General features: G+C 53.7%; 20 protein-coding genes. 9 read left to right on the forward strand and 11 right to left on the reverse strand.

Annotated features, from left to right (window positions below):
* Nucleotides 1-2 precede the first annotated feature (2 nt).
* Together ACW9E7_RS11650 and mgrB are read right to left on the reverse strand one after the other, a co-directional pair.
* Nucleotides 3-293: a YebO family protein gene (locus tag ACW9E7_RS11650; RefSeq protein ID WP_111964798.1), complete on the reverse strand. Its 291-nt coding sequence runs from the start codon at nucleotides 291-293 to the stop codon at nucleotides 3-5.
* A gap of 74 nt (nucleotides 294-367) precedes the next feature.
* Entirely contained in the window at nucleotides 368-511 is a 144-nt protein-coding gene (gene mgrB / locus ACW9E7_RS11655) for a PhoP/PhoQ regulator MgrB (protein WP_013096124.1), read from the reverse strand.
* Between the two features lie 161 nt (nucleotides 512-672).
* On the opposite strand from mgrB, the gene ACW9E7_RS11660 reads away from it, so the two are divergent.
* Complete coding sequence (locus tag ACW9E7_RS11660) at nucleotides 673-912, forward strand: YobH family protein (RefSeq protein ID WP_111964799.1); 240 nt, start codon at nucleotides 673-675, stop codon at nucleotides 910-912.
* Nucleotides 913-973: 61 nt separating this feature from the next.
* Here ACW9E7_RS11660 and kdgR read toward each other — a convergent pair whose 3' ends face one another.
* Nucleotides 974-1,765, reverse strand: coding sequence for a DNA-binding transcriptional regulator KdgR (gene kdgR, locus ACW9E7_RS11665; protein WP_136195770.1), 792 nt, complete (start codon nucleotides 1,763-1,765; stop codon nucleotides 974-976).
* Between the two features lie 179 nt (nucleotides 1,766-1,944).
* Here kdgR and ACW9E7_RS11670 point away from each other — a divergent pair, with 179 nt between their 5' ends.
* The gene (locus ACW9E7_RS11670; protein ID WP_458727806.1) at nucleotides 1,945-3,318 is read left to right on the forward strand and encodes an MFS transporter; all 1,374 of its coding nucleotides are present in this window, start codon (nucleotides 1,945-1,947) and stop codon (nucleotides 3,316-3,318) included.
* A gap of 50 nt (nucleotides 3,319-3,368) precedes the next feature.
* Here the strand turns inward: ACW9E7_RS11670 and htpX are convergent, their stop codons facing one another.
* The 4 genes from htpX to ACW9E7_RS11690 form a co-directional block, all read right to left on the reverse strand.
* Nucleotides 3,369-4,250 carry a protease HtpX gene (htpX, locus tag ACW9E7_RS11675; RefSeq protein WP_014884290.1) on the reverse strand — a complete coding sequence of 294 codons (882 nt, stop codon included), beginning with the start codon at nucleotides 4,248-4,250 and terminating at the stop codon, nucleotides 3,369-3,371.
* A gap of 193 nt (nucleotides 4,251-4,443) precedes the next feature.
* A complete protein-coding gene (prc, locus tag ACW9E7_RS11680; RefSeq protein WP_025910096.1) occupies nucleotides 4,444-6,492 on the reverse strand; it encodes a carboxy terminal-processing peptidase in 2,049 nt (682 codons plus the stop codon).
* A 19-nt stretch (nucleotides 6,493-6,511) separates the two neighbouring features.
* Nucleotides 6,512-7,198 carry an RNA chaperone ProQ gene (gene proQ, locus ACW9E7_RS11685; RefSeq protein WP_028018656.1) on the reverse strand — a complete coding sequence of 229 codons (687 nt, stop codon included), beginning with the start codon at nucleotides 7,196-7,198 and terminating at the stop codon, nucleotides 6,512-6,514.
* 96 nt (nucleotides 7,199-7,294) lie between these two features.
* Complete coding sequence (locus ACW9E7_RS11690; protein ID WP_008500476.1) at nucleotides 7,295-7,792, reverse strand: GAF domain-containing protein; 498 nt, start codon at nucleotides 7,790-7,792, stop codon at nucleotides 7,295-7,297.
* Nucleotides 7,793-7,924: 132 nt separating this feature from the next.
* Between ACW9E7_RS11690 and yebS the strand changes: the two genes are divergently transcribed.
* The 4 genes from yebS (at nucleotide 7,925) to ACW9E7_RS11710 (ending at nucleotide 13,677) form a co-directional block, all read left to right on the forward strand.
* Entirely contained in the window at nucleotides 7,925-9,208 is a 1,284-nt protein-coding gene (gene yebS / locus ACW9E7_RS11695; RefSeq protein ID WP_458727807.1) for a membrane integrity lipid transport subunit YebS, read from the forward strand.
* Nucleotides 9,177-11,810, forward strand: coding sequence for a PqiB family protein (locus ACW9E7_RS11700; protein WP_302235259.1), 2,634 nt, complete (start codon nucleotides 9,177-9,179; stop codon nucleotides 11,808-11,810). Before yebS ends, ACW9E7_RS11700 begins: the two co-directional genes overlap by 32 nt.
* A 77-nt stretch (nucleotides 11,811-11,887) precedes the next feature.
* Nucleotides 11,888-13,330, forward strand: a complete 1,443-nt coding sequence (rsmF, locus tag ACW9E7_RS11705; protein ID WP_127731434.1) for a 16S rRNA (cytosine(1407)-C(5))-methyltransferase RsmF — start codon at nucleotides 11,888-11,890, stop codon at nucleotides 13,328-13,330.
* Nucleotides 13,331-13,437: 107 nt separating this feature from the next.
* Nucleotides 13,438-13,677: a YebV family protein gene (locus ACW9E7_RS11710; protein ID WP_008500472.1), complete on the forward strand. Its 240-nt coding sequence runs from the start codon at nucleotides 13,438-13,440 to the stop codon at nucleotides 13,675-13,677.
* 34 nt (nucleotides 13,678-13,711) lie between these two features.
* Here ACW9E7_RS11710 and pphA read toward each other — a convergent pair whose 3' ends face one another.
* The gene (gene pphA / locus ACW9E7_RS11715) at nucleotides 13,712-14,356 is read right to left on the reverse strand and encodes a protein-serine/threonine phosphatase (protein ID WP_458727808.1); all 645 of its coding nucleotides are present in this window, start codon (nucleotides 14,354-14,356) and stop codon (nucleotides 13,712-13,714) included.
* Between the two features lie 166 nt (nucleotides 14,357-14,522).
* Between pphA and ACW9E7_RS11720 the strand changes: the two genes are divergently transcribed.
* Together ACW9E7_RS11720 and ACW9E7_RS11725 are read left to right on the forward strand one after the other, a co-directional pair.
* Nucleotides 14,523-15,464 carry a VirK/YbjX family protein gene (locus ACW9E7_RS11720; protein WP_458727809.1) on the forward strand — a complete coding sequence of 314 codons (942 nt, stop codon included), beginning with the start codon at nucleotides 14,523-14,525 and terminating at the stop codon, nucleotides 15,462-15,464.
* A gap of 173 nt (nucleotides 15,465-15,637) precedes the next feature.
* Nucleotides 15,638-16,534, forward strand: coding sequence for a glycosyltransferase family 17 protein (locus ACW9E7_RS11725; RefSeq protein WP_133294683.1), 897 nt, complete (start codon nucleotides 15,638-15,640; stop codon nucleotides 16,532-16,534).
* Nucleotides 16,535-16,974: 440 nt separating this feature from the next.
* Here the strand turns inward: ACW9E7_RS11725 and ACW9E7_RS11730 are convergent, their stop codons facing one another.
* From ACW9E7_RS11730 to yobA, 3 genes are read right to left on the reverse strand one after another with little or no spacing between them, the layout of a single operon-like run.
* Nucleotides 16,975-17,313, reverse strand: a complete 339-nt coding sequence (locus ACW9E7_RS11730; protein WP_111964807.1) for a YebY family protein — start codon at nucleotides 17,311-17,313, stop codon at nucleotides 16,975-16,977.
* Nucleotides 17,314-17,329: 16 nt separating this feature from the next.
* The gene (copD, locus tag ACW9E7_RS11735) at nucleotides 17,330-18,199 is read right to left on the reverse strand and encodes a copper homeostasis membrane protein CopD (protein ID WP_458727810.1); all 870 of its coding nucleotides are present in this window, start codon (nucleotides 18,197-18,199) and stop codon (nucleotides 17,330-17,332) included.
* A gap of 1 nt (nucleotide 18,200) precedes the next feature.
* Nucleotides 18,201-18,572, reverse strand: coding sequence for a CopC domain-containing protein YobA (gene yobA, locus ACW9E7_RS11740; RefSeq protein WP_458727811.1), 372 nt, complete (start codon nucleotides 18,570-18,572; stop codon nucleotides 18,201-18,203).
* A gap of 137 nt (nucleotides 18,573-18,709) precedes the next feature.
* Here yobA and ACW9E7_RS11745 point away from each other — a divergent pair, with 137 nt between their 5' ends.
* Entirely contained in the window at nucleotides 18,710-18,940 is a 231-nt protein-coding gene (locus ACW9E7_RS11745) for a DNA polymerase III subunit theta (protein ID WP_008500465.1), read from the forward strand.
* The last annotated feature ends 40 nt before the right edge of the window (nucleotides 18,941-18,980 follow it).

Here is an 18,980-nt window from a genome sequence, read left to right on the forward strand (position 1 = left end):
GATTAACGCTCAGCCACCAGGCGGATAAAGTCATCTTCGTCTTTGTTTTCTTCGACGACCGCGTCTTTCGGCGCGTCTTTCTCTTCCGGTTCGTTAGCCTCACACAAACGACGGAGCAGCGCATTCTGACGTTTTTGCTGATCGAGCAGCGCTTCCAGCAGTTCGATCTGCTCGTTAGTCCGGGAGCTGGCTCGGTTCACGAAAAACCAAATGACCAGACCCACGAGCAGAACAACCAAAGAAATCATCAGGGATGCTATATTCAGCAGCCCTGAATTCAGTAACTCACCCATTTCACCACCTCAATAAAAACGTCTATTTTACCACTGGCGCGAAGGAAGGAAATCACGTTGAGAAAAAATGTCTCTTACCACGGAATAAACTTGTTGATTGCGCAAACGCCGCTAAAAAACTGTACATCCTGATCGCACATCACATTGATCGTCTGCGTCCATAACACCACGCACGCTATCAGCACGATAACCAGAATCACCCAGCGTATTTTTTTCACTCCACACTCCGTCTTAAAACCTGATGTAGCGAGGTTATCACGCTTATCTTAAACAAGGACTAACTGTGCCTCTATCACGCTTTTTTTCAGAATCATTCACTTGTTTCATCACGTAAACACATTACGCTAGCATTACGATAACAACGATAAAAGAGGTAATGATGCGCTTTATTGTTCGAACAATTATTGTACTCGCCCTTGTCTGGATTGGCCTTCTGTTATCGGGCTATGGCGTGCTCGTGGGGAGCACCGAAAACGCAGCCGGGCTAGGCATTCAGTGTAAATATTTAACAGCACAAGGAATGAGCACAGCCCAGTATCTGCATACTGACAGCGGGATCGTTGGCTTAACCCACTGCCCTGTACTGCGTAAAACATCCGTCGTGATTGATAATGGCTAATCAGTCTGATTATGACGCAAAAAAACGCCGCATCAGATGCGGCGTTTTTTACGAAGAGGGATTAAAACGGGTATTCGTGATATCCCATCTGTGCAGAAATTTTACGTGCGGCAGTGTGCAGAATAGCCACATACTCATGCAAACGCTCTTCAGAGAAGCGTAAGGTTGGGAAGGAGATACTTAAGCCCGCAATCACCACGCCAAAGCGGTCAAACACCGGAACGCCTATGCAGCGCAGCCCCTCTTCCTGCTCTTCATTATCTTCGCCATACCCCTGCTGGCGTACGTGATCCAGCACCGTTAACAGTGCGTCTGTGCTGGTAATGGTTCGTGAGGTACTTTGCTTGTATTCAACGCCTTCGAGGATCTGCTTCACTTCCTCACGATCGCGCCACGCCAGCAGAACCTTACCAATTGCGGTACTGTAGAGCGGGTTGCGACGACCAATGCGCGAATACATGCGCAGATTGTACATGGAGTCGATTTTATGGATGTAAACAATACTGTCTTCATCCAGCGCACCGAGATGGATGGTCTCTTTAGTCAGACGAGAGATTTCGCGCATCTGAATATCAGCGCTGCGGATCAGGTCAACATTTTGTAGCGCGCGGGCACCCAGTTCAAACAGCTTCAGCGTCAGAGAATATTTTTCAGATTCGCCTTCCTGGGCGACATAGCCCAGCGACTTCATGGTTTGCAAAAAGCGATATACGGTGCTTTTAGACATCATCACGCGCTGCGACAACTCTGTAATACCTATTTCACGCTCTTCTCCCAGCGCCTGTAAGATGCCAAACACCTTCAGCACGGAAGAAACAGAATCTGGCTGTTTATCCAAATCCGCAATAGCCATTTACCACCTCATAGAGAGTGTTTTATAAAAATCAGAACCGGTTTTTATTATAAGTTCCCGTCATGTCACCTGCAATCAATCCGCGTTTACTTCGTTACAAATCTGCGACATATCGCGGCTGTAACAATGCTAAAATAGTTATCCTGAGAATAATTTCACGCTGAGCTTTTTTAATCTTAATGGAAAAGACCCTTTCCGATGGCCTGCCTTTACCCCAGCGGTATGGCGCGATAGCCACCATCATTATCGGTATCTCAATGGCCGTCCTTGACGGCGCAATCGCGAACGTTGCCTTGCCAACCATCGCCAGCGACCTGCACGCCTCTCCCGCCAGTTCGATATGGATAGTTAATGCCTACCAGATTGCGATCGTGGTTTCCCTGCTCTCGTTCTCTTTCCTGGGCGATATGTTCGGTTACCGTCGGGTGTATCAGTGCGGTCTGGTGGTTTTCACCTTTACGTCGTTGTTATGCGCCCTTTCAGATTCACTGCATACCCTGACGCTTGCCCGCATAGCGCAGGGTTTTGGCGGCGCGGCGCTCATGAGCGTAAACACGGCGTTGATCCGCTTAATTTATCCGCAACGCCATCTGGGGCGCGGTATGGGGATAAACTCTTTTATTGTCGCCGTCTCTTCCGCCGCCGGACCAACCATTGCGGCGGCGATCCTTTCCGTTGCGTCATGGCAATGGCTGTTCGCCATTAACGTGCCGCTGGGTATTGTCGCCATCTTCTTTGCCCTGCGCTTTCTACCCGCTAACGGTCCCAAAAGCACCATGCCGCGCTTCGACGTGGCGAGTGCGGTGATGAATGCCCTGACCTTTGGCCTGCTGATTACGGCGCTGAGCGGCTTTGCGCAGGGACAGTCCCTGATGCTTACCGGTGTGGAGCTTATCGCCCTGCTGGCGATCGGCTTCTTCTTTGTTCGCCGCCAGCTCACTCTCCCTGTGCCTTTACTGCCCGTTGACCTGCTGCGTATCCCCCTCTTTTCCCTCTCCATTTGCACGTCCGTCTGCTCCTTCTGCGCCCAGATGCTGGCCCTGGTTTCTCTGCCCTTCTTTTTGCAGAGCGTGGTAGGCCGTTCAGAAGTGGAGACCGGCCTGCTGTTAACCCCCTGGCCGCTGGCGACAATGGTGATGGCGCCGCTGGCAGGTTACCTCATTGAACGCGTCCATGCCGGTTTATTGGGCGCTTTGGGGCTGGCGGTGTTGGCGACAGGCCTTTTCGCGCTGGCTCTGCTGCCGTCATCGCCAACCGATCTGGACATCATCTGGCGCATGATCCTGTGCGGCGCAGGGTTTGGCCTGTTCCAGTCCCCTAACAATCACACCATCATCACCTCCGCGCCGCGCCATCGCAGTGGAGGTGCCAGCGGCATGCTGGGGACCGCTCGACTTCTGGGGCAAAGCAGCGGTGCGGCGCTGGTCGCCCTGATGTTTAACCTCGCAGGCCAAAACGGCAACCATGTTGCACTCCTCACCGCCGGTGTACTTGCCACCCTCGCAGCTATCGTCAGCGGCCTGCGGGTGACCCAGCCCAGGGTTCAGGCATAAAAAAAGCCGGGCGGAGTGCTCTCCTGCCCGGCTTAGTAGGGTTCTTTGCCTTACTTAAGGTATTCCCCACTGCGCAGCGCTTCAATACGTTTATCCAGCGGCGGGTGAGACATAAACAGCTCGCTCAGCGATTTGGACTTACCGTTAATGCAGAAGGCCATCATGCTGTTCGCTTCCTGCGGCTCATAGCTGGTTTTCAGGCGCTGCAGCGCGGCAATCATCTTCTCACGACCAACCAGCTTCGCCGAGCCGGCATCCGCGTGGAATTCACGGTGGCGGGAGAACCACATGGTGATGATGCTGGCCAGAATACCGAATACCAGCTCCAGAACCATCGAAACGGCGAAGTAGATCAGCGGGTTGCCGTTGCTCTCTTCACCTTCGTCACGGTTTCCGCCCATAAAGCCTGCCGCGATCTGCGCCAGAATACGGGAGATGAAGATCACGAAGGTGTTTACCACGCCCTGAATCAGGGTCATGGTCACCATGTCACCGTTGGCGATATGGCTGATTTCGTGGGCAATAACCGCTTCGGCTTCGTCACGGCTCATGTTCTGCAGCAATCCGGTGCTGACGGCCACCAGCGACGCATCGCGACGGGCGCCCGTGGCAAAAGCGTTGATGTCCGGGGCATGGTAAATCGCCACCTGCGGCATGGCGATCCCTGCCTGACGGGATTGCTGAGCCACCGTATTCATTAGCCACTGTTCCATATCGTTACGCGGCTGTTCAATAACCTCACCACCCACCGATTTCAGTGCCATCCACTTCGACATCAGCAGGGAGATGAACGAGCCACCAAAACCAAACAGCAGCGCCATAATCAACAGACCCTGAACGCTGCTCGACTGAATTCCTGTCAGGCTTAGCACGAGCCCGAAAACCACCATAACCGCCAGGTTGGTGAGCAGGAAGAGCGCGATTCGCATCATAATTTTCTTTTTACCTCAGTTTAACAAAACGCACTATGCGATTACCCACATCGTATGGGTATTGCGGCTATTTTCAAGCATCAAACGGGCGTAAGTCACCAGAAAGACACAACTTTACACAATTGGAAATCTGACTGACGGAAGGATGCAGAACAAAAAGAAACAGGCACAATTTCTTGTGCCTGTCAGGAGGTTATTTTGCCGGAGCGGGCTGTACGGCAGGTTTCTCTTTTTCCTGATTCGCCAGGTCGAGAGCGATATGCACCGTCTCGTCCAGATACGGATCCGGCTCCTGGTAATCTTTTGGCAGATCGTCCAGTTTCTTGAGAAGAGGCTTACCTTCGCGCTTGAAGCGATCGTTGATACGCGCCAGGCGAGTTGCGTCGTCTTCGTTGTTCTCTTTCTCACGCTGTGCGTAATTCAGAGAAACAATATTCCGCTTATCTTTCAGGGCATTGAATCGTGCAATATCCTTCATGATGTACTGGAATTCCGGATCCTTCGCGATGCGGTCGTTATGCGCTTTCAGCAGTTCAGGGCCAAACTGGGTCATATCACCCGCCTTCACGTAAGTCGCGGCATTGATGCTGTCCCACGGCAACGCGTTATCTTCAAACTTCTCGCCGGTTTCCGTCTCCTGGGTGCCAGTCGGCATGATGATGTCCGGCGTGACGCCCTTACGCTGCGTACTGCCGCCGTTCACGCGGTAGAATTTCTGAATGGTGTACTGAACCGAGCCCAGCGCAGGCCATTCCGGACGCAGCATCTGATCGTAAATACGATTCAGAGAGCGGTACTGCTGAACGGTGCCTTTCCCGAAGGTTGGCTCACCGACGATCAGCGCGCGGCCATAGTCCTGCATTGCAGCGGCAAAGATCTCAGACGCGGAAGCGCTGAAGCGGTCAACCAGGACCACCAGCGGGCCTTTGTAGTAGACCACACCGTCGTTGTCGGCATCTTCGCGCACTTTACCGTTGTTATCGCGCACCTGAACCACCGGGCCAGATGGGATGAACAGGCCAGAGAGTGAAACCGCTTCCGTCAGCGCACCGCCGCCGTTACTACGCAAGTCGATGATGATGCTGCTAACGTTCTGCTTTTCAAGCTTCTGCAGCTGAACTTTCACATCGTCAGTCAGCCCCACGTAGAAGCCAGGAATATCCAGGACACCTACCTTCTCTTTACCCACGGTTTTCACCGACATTTTCACCGCGCGGTCTTCCAGACGGATACGCTCGCGGGTCAGGGTAACAATACGGGTTTTGGTGCCTTTACCGGCAGGCAGAATTTCCAGACGTACCTTGCTGCCTTTCGGACCTTTGATCAGCGCAACTACGTCATCGAGACGCCAGCCGATCACATCGACCATGTTCTGGCCGGTTTGTCCAACCCCCACAATGCGATCGCCTACGCTAATCGCTTTGCTTTTGGATGCCGGGCCACCCGCGACCATTGAATTGATCACCGTGTAATCATCGTCCATCTGCAGTACCGCGCCGATACCTTCCAGAGACAGGCTCATCTCGGTATTAAACTGCTCAGTGTTGCGCGGAGAGAGATAGTTGGTGTGCGGATCGATTTCGTGCGCAAAGGCGGTCATCGCGAGTGAGAAAACATCCTCGCTGTTGGTCTGCGCCAGACGACGGATAGCAAATTTATAACGACGCGTCAGCGTGTCACGGATCTCTTTTTCGTCTTTGCCGGTCAGCTTGAGGCTCAGTTCGTCGTATTTAACTTTGCCGTCCCAAAGCGCATTCAGCTCGGCTTCATCTTTTGGCCAGGGCGCTTTACTGCGATCCAGATTAAAGGTGTCGTTGCCGGTGAAGTCCATTGGACGTTCCAGCACTTTAAGCGCGTACTGATAGCGTTCAAAACGACGCTTTTGCGACAGGTTATAGAGATCGTAGAACAGATCCAGCTTGCCTGAACGCAACTCGTCACCCACCTCGGATTTGCGCTTAGCGAACTGCTCGACATCGCTGGCGAGCAAAACGTTATGGCTGTAATCCAGCAAGTTCAGATAGCGGTCAAAGATTTTGGCCGAAAAGGCCTGATCGAGATCGAACTGACGATAGTGCGAGCGGGTAAAACGTGAGGTCACGCGCTCGCTCACCGTCGCGTGCTGCGTCTCTTCCTTGAGTACCGGAATTTGATCAACACGCGTGATATCGTCCACTGCAAAAGCGTGACCTGTTATAGCAAACAGACCCGCCAGCGCGGTGAGCTTAAAAAAAGTGTTCATGCCAGGCTTGGCCTCCGTTTCAGAACAACAAGTGTTCTGCGCGTACAATCATTGACATACCAGAAGTCAGCTGTACACGAACGCCATCTTTGGTGATTTCCAGTACGGTGGCGTCCATAGCATTGTTACCCGCTTTTACCTTCAGCGCCTGACCCACGCTCAGAGCGTTAATGTCAGAAACCGGCGTATGGCGCGGCTCTTCACGAGGGGCACGCGGGGCTTTTGCTGCTGGTTTGTCTGCACGCGGTTTGCGATCGTTATTATCGTTACGGCGCGGCGCAGGGCGCGGTTTACGCTCACGACGAGGCGCTTCTTCCTGGCCGTTTGCCGCGGCGGCTTCGCGTTTTTTCGCCTGCTGTTCTGCACGTTGTGCCTGAACGCGTGCTTTGGCTTCTTCAAGCTGCTTGCGCGCGTGCTCAACGTGCTGCTCGTCCAGCTCACCGCAAGGGTTGCCGTCGAGGTCCACGCGGGTAGCGCCTGGTTTGATACCGTACAGGTAACGCCAGCTCGAAGTATAAAGACGTAAGGCGGAACGCAGCTGAGTTTTGCTGAGGTTCATTTCCCCTTCAACACGCGCCACCAGATCCTGAAAAATACCGACTTTCAGGGGACGAGCTTCACCTTCCGCGCTGAAGCACTGCGGGAAACGCTCGGCCAGAAATGCGATAACTTCTTTACTGCTATTCAACTTAGGTTGATTTTCCATGAAATTTCCTGATTACAACGGACGTTGCCAACAAGCGCAGGCATGAACAGGCGTCATTATAATGACGCTATCAGTAAATGCTACGTTATCCGTTGATTATCCTGCGACGCTCGCAAAGAATTTTTGATAATCGGTTGCAGCGAGTACGTTTTCCAGATTCGCCACCAGCTCGCGCAGCCCCTGTTCGTCCTCGGTTGTAAAGCGACTGAAGACCGTACTGTCGATATCCAGAACGCCAATAATCTGATTTTTGACCACCAGCGGCAAAACGATTTCAGAATTACTGGCGGCATCACAGGCAATGTGTCCGTCAAACGCATGGACATCTTCCACACGCTGGACCTGATTCTCTGCCACCGCCGTGCCGCATACGCCACGCCCTACCGGAATACGCACGCAGGCCAGTTTGCCCTGGAACGGACCGAGCACCAGCGTTTCACCTTCCAGAAGGTAAAAGCCAGCCCAGTTTACGTCAGAGAGACGTTCAAACAGCAATGCGCTAGTATTTGCCAGAGTGGCTAAGAAGCTGGTCTCACCCGCCATCAATGCCTTAAAATCGCGGTTCAGATCCGCGTAGAATTCTGTTTTGTTCATTATTCAATCACTTAGTTGTCTTACAAATTTACCGCATAGCCTATTAAAATAAGCATTAAATGCGCTCATGCTCAAGATGAATCCGTTCATGAGTTATTATAACTTTCAACAATACTTATTTGTGCGCAGCTGATGGCCTTAAAAACAACCAAAATTACGCCGACGAGAAAGATAACTGTCCATACGGTAAGCGAAGCTTTGCCTCGTGCACATTATCAGCGTTGCCCCCAGTGCGATACGCTTTTTATGTTGCCGAAGATGAAATCGCACCAAAGTGCCTTTTGTCCTCGCTGCGACGCTAAAATTCGCGATGGTCGCGACTGGTCGTTGACCCGCCTCGCCGCCATGGCCGTCACCATGCTGCTGCTGATGCCCTTCGCCTGGAGCGAACCGCTGCTGAAACTCTACCTGCTTGGCGTGCGCATTGACGCCAACGTGCTGCAGGGTATCTGGCAGATGACCCGTCAGGGCGATCCCATCACCGCCGCCATGGTGCTGTTCTGCACCGTTGGCGCGCCGCTGGTGCTGGTCGCCGCCATTGCCTATCTTTGGTTTGGCAATATTCTCGGCATGAACCTTCGCCCGGTGCTGCTGATGCTGGATAAACTCAAAGAGTGGGTGATGCTGGATATTTATCTGGTCGGCGTGGGCGTTGCGTCAATAAAGGTACAGGACTATGCCTTTTTGCAGCCCGGCATCGGACTCTTTGCCTTCATCTGTCTGGTATTGCTGAGCATCCTGACGCTGATACACCTGAACGTTGAGCAGCTCTGGGAGCGATTTTACCCGCAGCGCCCCGCCACCCGTCCCGATGAAAATCTGCGCGTCTGTCTGGGTTGCCACTATACCGGGTTACCCGACCCGCGCGGACGCTGCCCGCGGTGCCACATTCCATTAAGGCTGCGTCGACACAACAGCCTGCAAAAATGCTGGGCGGCGCTGATCGCCTCCCTGGTGTTTCTGATCCCCGCCAATATGCTGCCTATTTCCATCATTTACGTGAATGGCGGACGACAGGAGGATACTATCCTCTCCGGGATAATCTCCCTTGCGCACAGCAATGTCGGGGTGGCGGCGATCGTTTTTATTGCCAGTATTCTGGTTCCCTTTACCAAAGTGGTGGTGATGATTACCCTGCTCATCAGCATTCACTTAAAGTGTGAACAAGGCTTACGAACCCGCATTCTGCTTCTGCGATTCGTCACCTGGATTGGCCGCTGGTCAATGTTAGATTTGTTCGTAATTTCGCTGATGATGTCTCTCATCAATCGCGACCAGTTACTTGCTTTTACAATGGGACCCGCGGCTTTTTATTTCGGCTCTGCGGTGATATTGACTATTCTTGCTGTGGAATGGCTGGATAGCCGCTTACTTTGGGATGCACATGAGTCAGGAAACCCCCGCTTCGCCGACTGAAGCGAGAATTAAAACAAAACGCCGCATTTCGCCATTCTGGTTGCTGCCCGTCATCGCCCTGATGATTGCAGGCTGGCTTATCTGGACGAGCTATGAAGATCGCGGTAGCACCGTCACCATTGATTTCCAGACCGCCGACGGCATCGTCGCCGGGCGAACGCCCGTTCGCTTCCAGGGGGTTGAAGTGGGTACGGTTCAGGACATCTCTCTTGGAAAAGGGCTGAACAAGATTCAGGTGCGGGTCAGTATTAAATCTGACATGCAGGATGCCCTGCGCAGCGAAACGCAGTTCTGGCTGGTGACGCCAAAAGCCTCTCTGGCCGGTGTGTCCGGGCTGGATGCGCTCGTGGGCGGTAACTATATTGGCATGATGCCGGGTAAAGGAGAGCCGCGGGATCACTTTGTTGCCCTGGATACACAGCCGAAGTACCGCCTCAATAACGGCGATTTAATGATCCATCTGCAGGCGCCGGATCTCGGTTCTCTGAACAGTGGCTCACTGGTCTATTTCCGCAAAATCCCGGTTGGCCGTGTGTACGATTACGCGATCAACCCAAATAAACAGGGCGTCACCATTGACGTGCTGATCGAGCGTCGCTTCACCAATCTGGTGAAAAAAGGCAGCCGCTTCTGGAACGTGTCCGGCGTGGACGCGGATCTCAGCCTGAGCGGTGCGAAAGTGAAGCTGGAGAGTCTGGCCGCGCTGGTTAATGGTGCCATTGCCTTTGACTCGCCGGAAAACTCAAGCCCTGCCACCGCTGATGATTCATTTGGATTGTACGCTGACCTGGCGCACAGCCAGCGCGGCGTGATCGTCAAACTCGCCCTGCCCGATGCTAAAGGGCTAAAAGCGGGTTCAACACCGCTGATGTATCAGGGATTGCAGGTTGGTCAGCTCACCAAAATGACCCTCAACCCGGGCGGCTCGGTCACCGGCGAAATGACGGTCGACCCGAGCGTGGTCGATCTCCTGCGCGAGAAAACGCGTATCGAAATGCGCAGTCCAAAGCTCTCTCTGAACGATGCCAGCCTCAGCACGCTGTTGACCGGCAATACGTTTGAGCTCATCCCCGGCGAAGGTGAACCCAGCAATAGCTTCGTGATTGCCCCGGCTGATAAAGCCCTGCTGCAAAAGCCGGGCGTAGTGACGGTCACGCTGAATGCGCCAGAAAGTTACGGTATCGAAGCCGGACAGCCGTTAATTTTACACGGCGTGCAGGTTGGTCAGGTGCTGGAGCGTAAGCTCTCCGCGAATGGCGTGACTTTCTCGGTCGCCATCGATCCGCAATACAGCGACCTGGTGCATGGCGATAGCAAATTCGTGGTGAACAGTCGCGTCGACGTGAAGGTGGGTCTGGACGGCGTGGAGTTCCTCGGCGCCAGCGCCAGCGAATGGGTTAACGGCGGTATCCGCATTTTGCCGGGGAATAAAGGCCCCGTGCGCGACAGCTATCCGCTGTATGCCAACCTGGAGAAAGCGGTTGAAAACAGCCTGAGCGATCTTCCTACCACCACGCTGACCTTAAGCGCCGAGACGCTGCCGGACGTACAGGCGGGTTCCGTGGTGCTGTATCGCAAGTTTGAAGTCGGGGAAGTGATCACCGTTCGCCCGCGTGCGGACGCGTTCGATATCGAACTGCACATCAAGCCGGAGTACCGCAAGCTGCTGACGCCAAACAGCGTCTTCTGGGCCGAAGGCGGCGCGAAAGTTCAGCTTAACGGTAACGGGCTCACCGTACAGGCCTCTCCGCTGTCACGCGCGCTGCGGGGGGCGATTAGCTTCGATAACCTCAGCGGCGCGGGCGCGAATCTGCGTAAAGGCGATAAGCGTATTCTCTTCCCGTCCGAGACCGCCGCCCGCGCGGTGGGTGGGCAGATTACCCTGCACGCCTTTGATGCCGGCAAGCTGGCGGAAGGCATGCCAATCCGCTATCTGGGCATTGATATCGGGCAGATCCAGAAGCTGACGCTGATCACCTCGCGCAACGAGGTGCAGGCCACCGCCGTGCTCTACCCGGAATATGTGCAGACCTTCGCCCGCACCGGCTCTCGCTTCTCGGTGGTGACGCCGCAGATCTCGGCCGCGGGCGTTGAGCATCTCGACACCATCCTGCAGCCGTACATCAACGTAGAGCCAGGCCAGGGCAATGCCCGCCGTGATTTCGAGCTGCAGGAAGCCACGATCACCGACTCGCGCTACCTTGGCGGCCTGAGCATCGTGGTGGAAGTGCCGGAAGCGGGCTCGCTGAACATCGGCACTCCGGTACTATTCCGCGGTATTGAAGTGGGTACGGTCACGGGCCTGACGCTCGGTACGCTCTCCGACCGCGTGATGGTGGCATTACGTATTAGCGAACGTTACCAGCACCTGGTTCGAAATAACTCGGTATTCTGGCTGGCATCCGGCTATTCGCTGGACTTTGGCCTGACGGGAGGCGTGGTGAAAACCGGCACCTTCAACCAGTTCATTCGCGGCGGTATCGCGTTTGCCACGCCGCCGGGAACGCCGCTGGCGCCAAAAGCGCAGCCGGGTAAACACTTCCTGCTGCTCGAGAGCGAACCAAAAGAGTGGCGCGAATGGGGAACCGCCCTGCCGCGTTAATCTGACAGGCTCCGGTGTCAACGCACCGGAGCCTTTATGCTACACTGCGCACCTGAATTTTTCCCTGTGGTGTGCCCGTGGCTCAAAACTCCGTATTTCTTCCTGAACAATTCCTGGCGCAGATGCGCGAGGCGCTTCCTTCTCACCTGTCGTTAGACGATTTTATCGCCGCCTGCCAGCGTCCGCTACGCCGGAGTATTCGCGTCAACACGCTGAAAATCAGCGTCGATGATTTTCTGGCGCTGGTCGCTCCGTACGGCTGGCAGCTTACGCCGGTACCGTGGTGCGCTGAGGGGTTCTGGATAGAACGCGATGACGAAGCCTCACTGCCGCTGGGCAGTACCGCTGAACATCTGAGCGGTCTGTTCTATATTCAGGAAGCCAGCTCGATGCTGCCGGTTGCCGCCCTGTTTGCCGATGGCAATTCACCAGAGCGCGTAATGGATGTTGCCGCAGCGCCCGGCTCAAAAACCACCCAAATTGCCGCCCGTATGGGTAATCAAGGGGCGATCCTCGCCAACGAGTTTTCCGCCAGCCGCGTGAAGGTGTTGCATGCCAACATCAGCCGCTGCGGTATTCATAATGTTGCCCTGACGCACTTCGACGGACGCGTGTTTGGCGCCGCCCTGCCGGAAGTCTTCGACGCCATTCTGCTGGACGCCCCCTGCTCAGGCGAAGGGGTGGTGCGTAAAGATCCCGATGCGTTAAAAAACTGGTCAGTTGAGAGCAACCTTGAGATCGCGGCCACGCAGCGAGAGCTGATCGACAGCGCATTCCATGCCCTGCGCCCCGGCGGCACGCTGGTTTATTCGACGTGCACCTTAAACCGCGATGAGAACGAAGATGTCTGCCTGTGGCTGCAAGCGCAATATCCGGATGCGGTCGAGTTTCTGCCGCTCGACGATCTGTTCGCCTCAGCACAGGAGGCTGTCACCCCGGAGGGGTTCCTCCATGTTTTCCCGCAGATTTACGACTGCGAAGGGTTCTTTGTGGCGCGTCTGCGTAAAACGCAGGTGGTGGCTCCCCTGCCCGCACCTAAATTCAAGGTCGGTAACTTCCCGTTTTCCCCCCTTAAAGGTCGAGAAACCGCACAGCTTGAAGCCGCCGCTAAAAAAGCGGGACTGGTCTGGGATGAGAGCCTGCGCCCCTGGATGCGTGATAAAGAGATATGGCTGTTCCCGGCACAGATCGAGCCGCTCATCGGAAAGGTCCGTTTTTCCCGAATCGGGATCCGCCTGGCGGAAGTGCATAATAAAGGGTATCGCTGGCAGCATGAGGCCGTAATCGCCCTTGCCGGACGCGACAATACCTTTGCCCTGACGCATCAGGAAGCCGAAGAGTGGTACCGTGGTCGCGATGTCTATCCGGAGAGCACGCCATCAGGCGATGAAGTGATTGTGACGTATCAGGGATACCCGCTGGGCCTGGCAAAAAAGGTCGGCTCAAGGCTGAAAAACAGCTATCCACGCGAGCTGGTTCGGGACGGTCGGCTGTTTACCGGTAACGATCGCACGGATTGATAAAAAGCGCATTTTTTTACTGGCGATTTTGCTCTCTTTGTCTACGATCAAAAATGGGTGGCCACACTGGTCATACCAGATTTTTGACAACCGACCCGGAGAGCACTATGACGAAAACCAGCGTGCGTATTGGCGCTTTTGAGATCGACGACGCAGAGCTGCGCGGCGAAGCACAAGGCGATCGAACGTTAAGTATTCCCTGCAAATCCGACCCGGATTTGTGCATGCAGCTTGATGCATGGGATGCAGATACCAGCGTCCCGGCAATACTTGATGGCGAACATTCAGTCCTTTACCGTGAGCATTACGATAGTAAAACCGATGCCTGGGTCATGCGTCTTGCCTGACCTAAAGAGAACCCGCCCGAAGGCGGGTTATTTATTACTGCAGCTGCGCCAGCGTAAAGTAACCGTCAAATACGGCACCCGTATCAATGTAGTGGAGATTGTCAAAATCATACCTTCTGTCGACGGGCGTATGTCCGAACCAGAAATGATCCGCGCCGCTGATGCCCTCTCCTTTGCCCACCATAAACCCCATCAACCGATCGCGGTTCCATAAGACGCGCTGGTCACTGACCGGTTTTTGCCAGCGGTATTCCGCGGCCGGATAATCAGCATGGGCAATCACATTCAGACCGTTCGCACAGGTTATCTCGATGATATGCGGTAAGTCGCGACAGGCGTCGAGCAACGACAGCGCAAGCTGTTGCCGATCGCGTTCAAGACGCGAAAACCACATTCCGCCATTCATCATCCAGAGAGAAAAATCGTTATTATCCAGACCGTCGAGCGCCATTTGCTCATGGTTTCCCCGCACGGCACGAAACCATTTTTCATTAATTAACTGCAGGCATTTAACGCTATCAGGGCCGCGATCGATCATATCCCCGACAGAAATAAGTAAATCCTCATACGGATTAAAATGACGGCGTTTAAGTTCATCCATTAGCCACTGGTAGCAACCGTGTATATCGCTGACAACCCAGACGTGACGCCACATTCCACCTTCAATTCGCTGATACATAGCACCTCCTTTAAACAGTATAGCTGCCGTAGAAAAGTCGACGGACAGGCGTGGTCATCACGAAATCAAACAAACGGTAAACCAAACAGAAATAAAGATCCTCGCGCTATTAATCCCCTTTTCCTGGCTCTTTAGAATAAGGGCAGAAAAAAAGAGGGGTCTTCACGTGTCTAATACGCACCTGCATAACGATGTTTTCTATCCGCATCGCACAAATATTATTTCCGAGCTGGTGAACGGCAAACGCGTTCCGGGGCCGATCTGGCGCAAACGCGAATATCGCCTGAAGTTCCTGTTACGTTCGCTGGTGTTCTGGTCTTCTACACATCGCATGCTGGAAACCCTTTCGGGTCGCGACGATTTTGACAGGCTGCTGGCCTCTCAAATTACATTGCCGAGCAAGACCCACCGGCAGTACCTGATGCGCGGCCTGACGGCTAACGATCGCGCCGACGCTATCGTTAACCATTATTACTGGATTGACCGCCTGAAAGAGAGCGGTCTCGCCCAGGCCCTGACCAGCCCGCAGGAACAAGCCGTTGCGCAGTTCCATGCAAAAGACGGTGTAACCTATACGGTCAATGCTTCCTCTGCGGGGAAAGCCGAGCGCGAAGGCGAAAGCACGCTGTGGCTACGCGACAACGAGGACACGCTGCTGGCCAGCCTGACCTTTAGCGTCGCGCGCAGCAACGGTCAGCAAGTCATGGTGATTGGCGGGCTTCAGGGACCCCGCCGCTGCGTATCGCGAGACGTCATTAAACAGGCCACCCGCGCCTGTCATGGTCTTTTCCCCAAACGGGTGTTGATGGAAGTCCTCTTCCAGCTGGCTGCGCAGTCATCCGTCCGGGCGATTTTTGCCGTCAGCGATGAGGGTCACGTTTTCCGCGCGTTGCGATATCGCCTGAGCAAAGGTCGCCATTTCCATGCCAGCTACGATGAATTTTGGGCATCGCTGGACGGTAAAAAGCTTTCGGCCTTCTGCTGGCAGCTGCCGCTACAGATGGAGCGTAAATCGCTTGAAGAGATCGCCAGTAAAAAACGTGCAGAATACCGCCGTCGCTTTGAGCTGCTCGATGAAATAGAGGTATCCATTAAGTCCCACTTTTAGCCTGGCTGGCGTCTTCGCTCACTGCATAGTGGATGCATTCTGTTTAAAAGATGAATGATAAAGCAGCGTACTATTGCGCAGGGCGAGTGCGCTCAGTTAGCATTGCGCGAAATGATACCGGCGAATGCGTTGGGAAAAGCGCAATGTGGGCGCACAAATGAGGGACTTCGGTAATGATCTATGACTGCTTCTTATATTACGATGAAGATATGCTTCTCGAAATCAGGCTGAACACGCTAGCGGACGTTGTCGATCGCTTCGTTATCGTTGAGTCAACGCATACCTTTACCGGTAAAAAGAGGCAGCTGCATTTTGACATTAATAAATACCGTCAGTTTAAAGATAAAATTATCTACGTTGTGCATGATAAAGAACCGATTACGAAAGCCGCTGAAGAATCACATCCGGCCCGAGAGGTGATCCCGGGTTTGCCAGAGGGAATGGTAGTGGATGCGTGGGCAAATGAAGCCGCGCAGAGGAATGCCATCATGCAGGGTTTGTCCCATGCCAGCGATGATGATTTGATTTTAGTTTCCGATGTGGACGAGATATTTTCACCTCAGGTAGTAGCATCGATAAACCCCAAAAAGCTCTGCACTACTATTTATCAGAATTTTTATAATTATCAGTTTAACCTGCAGGTTTTTAATACAGATAACACGCCAAGAAAATGTAAATTACCGAGAGCCACCCAGTATAAAAATCTCGTTAACTTCTTTGGCGGTGAACCTGAGTCATTCAGGAATCTTAAACGCACCCGAAGTGTTAAAAACTGGTCCTGGCTAAAGTGGAACTGGTTCAAGATTAACAACCGCATCATTGAAAATGGTGGCTGGCATTTCTCATGGGTGATGACACCCGAGCGCATCTCAGAAAAAATGTCGACCATTTCCCATACTGAATACGATCTCCCTGAGTTTAACAACCCGGAACACATCATGAAGGTCATTAAAAACGCGGAAGATATCTGGGGGCGGGACAGGACGTTAATCAGGCAAGAGCTAACGGTTGAAAACTTCCCTGAGTACATTGTCCAACACAAAGACAAATTCAGCGCGTTCATTATTTAACTTAAGGGTTGCCCTTTCGAACGTCAGGAGGCGTTTGCTCAGCGGTCGCTCGGCCACAAAATTTTAACAAAGATCCCAAAAAACCCTGGACGCACGCGGTCCTGAGTATGTTATGGTTTAGACAGGATATGGAAAGTTCGAGAAAGTTTCGGATGATGTCGAGTCAGCACCGAAAAATGCTTTAAAAAACACACAGATAAAAAGAGACCGAATACGATTCCTGTATTCGGTCCAGGGAAATGGCTCTTGGGAGAGAGCCGTGCGCTAAAAGTTGGCATTAATGCAGGCTAAGTCGCCTTGCCTTTTAAGAATAGATGACGACGCCAGGTTTTCCAGTCCACAGCTAAAGCGGTCGGAAAAAAAGCGCCAGAGCATCATTAAATGTGAAAAACCGCAGTGCTTTCGCAAGCATCTGCGGTTTTTTATTGTAAACCCGAACGTTAGCAGAGCTTGTCGGCGCGCTCGATAAACGGTGCCAGACTCATTTTTTGTCCCGGATGCGACGGGTCATCGATCTGAATAATGCTAATCGGCTGGCCGCTGCTTTTACCGCTGGCTACCTGCTGCTCTGCGATATCATTCAGCGGATATTGCACCAGCGTGCTCGGGTTGATCGCATACAGCGCATGGCCCGGACGGCAGGTCAGCATCACCTCTTCGCGATTGAAAGCCCATTTGTCCTTACCCACTTCAAAACGGCTGACGGTGATAACCTGCGGTGCGGCAAGCGCGCTCCCCGTACAGGCCAGCAAGATGAGAGAAAGTACTGTCTTTTTCATATGATATTTAACCTTATCAGAAGGGTTCCCAGGTGGCGAACAGACTGACCGTTGCCAGCACCAGCGCTCCCAGCACCACTTCTGCCTGCGTCATCCTGATAAAAATCTGTTGTGCTCGCCCGCTCTCCGGACGAAACCGTGGCACCAGAAAATACCGATTTGCCAGCGCAATTACCACCATCAACGCCACCAGCGCACATTTGAACAACAAAAACTGTACGTAACCAGCCTGCCAGGGAATATGGACACCCAGTATCATGAGCGCATTGATCGCTCCGCTGAGCAGCACGCCCGCGACGGCGTAATGGCCCACGCGCGAAAAGCGCATCATGGTATAAATGGCGGCATTCTGCCAGCGTCCTTTAGCCAGACGCATGCAGAACAGCAGAGGCAGTAATCCGCCAAGCCAGGTTGCGGCGCAGATCAGGTGAAAAGCATAATTAAGACGCTGCAACGCCCCCATCGGACCGTCGTTCATTGCCGCGTGCCCTACCCCAGCCAGCAGGATAAGCTGGCCCATCGTAAGCAACAGCAGCCGCGAACCTTTCAGCGGTGCGAGCCATGCTGCGCCGACCGTGGTCGCAGCGAGTATGATTTGCCACAGCCAGACGCTGCCAAACTGCGTCCTCATTACGCCGTACCAGACCTGCGGGGCAAACACATCTCCCCAGCCGTTACCCATCAGTCCGCCCTGAAGCATAAACATCAGGAGCGCTGCCGCCAGGCTCATTAAGGCCGCCACTTTCTGCTGCAGCTGAAATCGCCGGGACATCAGGCGGTGGAGAGAGGAAGGCGCAAACCAGACGCTGTAAAGCGCGTTGCCAAAAACAAGCATCAGCGCCCCGAAATGGATAAAGCGCAACCCGATATAACACAGCGCCAGCATGCTATTTCACGCTAAAGTGATAGCTGCCTTTGGTTTTATGGCCGTCTACGGAGACGACATGCCAGTCTACCTGGTACGTCCCCGACGTCAGCGTTTGTTCCAGCGGAACGGTGAGTTGCGCCTTGTTCTTTTCATCGCGCGTGGCGGTTCCCGTTTTGATGACCTGCTTTTGCGCATCCGTTACCACCACACCGCTAAACCCCGGTTCGATGCCTTCTGAAAAATTCAGCGTAAGCGCCTGCGGAGCGCTCACCACGCTCTCCGCTGCCGGGCTCTGCTGTTTAAGATGTGCATGTGCCAGCGCGGAGGGCGCCATCATTGTCGAGGCCACAAAAACCAGTGCGCATACCGCGCGGGAGGCGGAGAAACCCATCGCAATCATTCCTTTTTGTTATGTCTGTATGCTAAAGAATAACGCTGTATAATAAACGAGTCGAGGATCATCCTGCCTCCGCTTGTCATCGTCGTGCAATCGCGGTAACGTTGCCGCCGCAGAAAAAGGAGAAGGTAATGAAGATCAATCTGGCCGCCCTTCCGCAGGACGAGATGGATAAAGTGAATGTCGATCTCGCTGCCGCTGGCGTAGCTTTCAAAGAGCGTTACAACATGCCTGTCGTGGCTGAAGTCGTTGAACGGGAACAACCCGCCCATCTGCGCGACTGGTTTCGCGAAAGATTAATCGCCCACCGTCTCGCCTCGGTTAACCTCTCCCGTTTACCGTACGAACCTAAAGTTAAATAAGCTTAACGAGTCGTTACACTTCCTTACGCGGAATCTGGCA

Source organism: Enterobacter sp. H2G27 (assembly GCF_054403075.1).

Excerpts from the sequence above, each read along its gene's own strand:
- ACW9E7_RS11650 (WP_111964798.1), bottom strand. The coding sequence starts at position 293 with ATGGGTGAGTTACTGAATTCAGGGCTGCTGAATATAGCATCCCTGATG.
- ACW9E7_RS11660 (WP_111964799.1), top strand. The coding sequence starts at position 673 with ATGCGCTTTATTGTTCGAACAATTATTGTACTCGCCCTTGTCTGGATT.
- kdgR (WP_136195770.1), bottom strand. The coding sequence starts at position 1,765 with ATGGCTATTGCGGATTTGGATAAACAGCCAGATTCTGTTTCTTCCGTG.
- ACW9E7_RS11670 (WP_458727806.1), top strand. The coding sequence starts at position 1,945 with ATGGAAAAGACCCTTTCCGATGGCCTGCCTTTACCCCAGCGGTATGGC.
- htpX (WP_014884290.1), bottom strand. The coding sequence starts at position 4,250 with ATGATGCGAATCGCGCTCTTCCTGCTCACCAACCTGGCGGTTATGGTG.
- prc (WP_025910096.1), bottom strand. The coding sequence starts at position 6,492 with ATGAACACTTTTTTTAAGCTCACCGCGCTGGCGGGTCTGTTTGCTATA.
- proQ (WP_028018656.1), bottom strand. The coding sequence starts at position 7,198 with ATGGAAAATCAACCTAAGTTGAATAGCAGTAAAGAAGTTATCGCATTT.
- ACW9E7_RS11690 (WP_008500476.1), bottom strand. The coding sequence starts at position 7,792 with ATGAACAAAACAGAATTCTACGCGGATCTGAACCGCGATTTTAAGGCA.
- yebS (WP_458727807.1), top strand. The coding sequence starts at position 7,925 with ATGGCCTTAAAAACAACCAAAATTACGCCGACGAGAAAGATAACTGTC.
- ACW9E7_RS11700 (WP_302235259.1), top strand. The coding sequence starts at position 9,177 with ATGAGTCAGGAAACCCCCGCTTCGCCGACTGAAGCGAGAATTAAAACA.
- ACW9E7_RS11710 (WP_008500472.1), top strand. The coding sequence starts at position 13,438 with ATGACGAAAACCAGCGTGCGTATTGGCGCTTTTGAGATCGACGACGCA.
- pphA (WP_458727808.1), bottom strand. The coding sequence starts at position 14,356 with ATGTATCAGCGAATTGAAGGTGGAATGTGGCGTCACGTCTGGGTTGTC.
- ACW9E7_RS11725 (WP_133294683.1), top strand. The coding sequence starts at position 15,638 with ATGATCTATGACTGCTTCTTATATTACGATGAAGATATGCTTCTCGAA.
- ACW9E7_RS11730 (WP_111964807.1), bottom strand. The coding sequence starts at position 17,313 with ATGAAAAAGACAGTACTTTCTCTCATCTTGCTGGCCTGTACGGGGAGC.
- copD (WP_458727810.1), bottom strand. The coding sequence starts at position 18,199 with ATGCTGGCGCTGTGTTATATCGGGTTGCGCTTTATCCATTTCGGGGCG.
- yobA (WP_458727811.1), bottom strand. The coding sequence starts at position 18,572 with ATGGGTTTCTCCGCCTCCCGCGCGGTATGCGCACTGGTTTTTGTGGCC.
- ACW9E7_RS11745 (WP_008500465.1), top strand. The coding sequence starts at position 18,710 with ATGAAGATCAATCTGGCCGCCCTTCCGCAGGACGAGATGGATAAAGTG.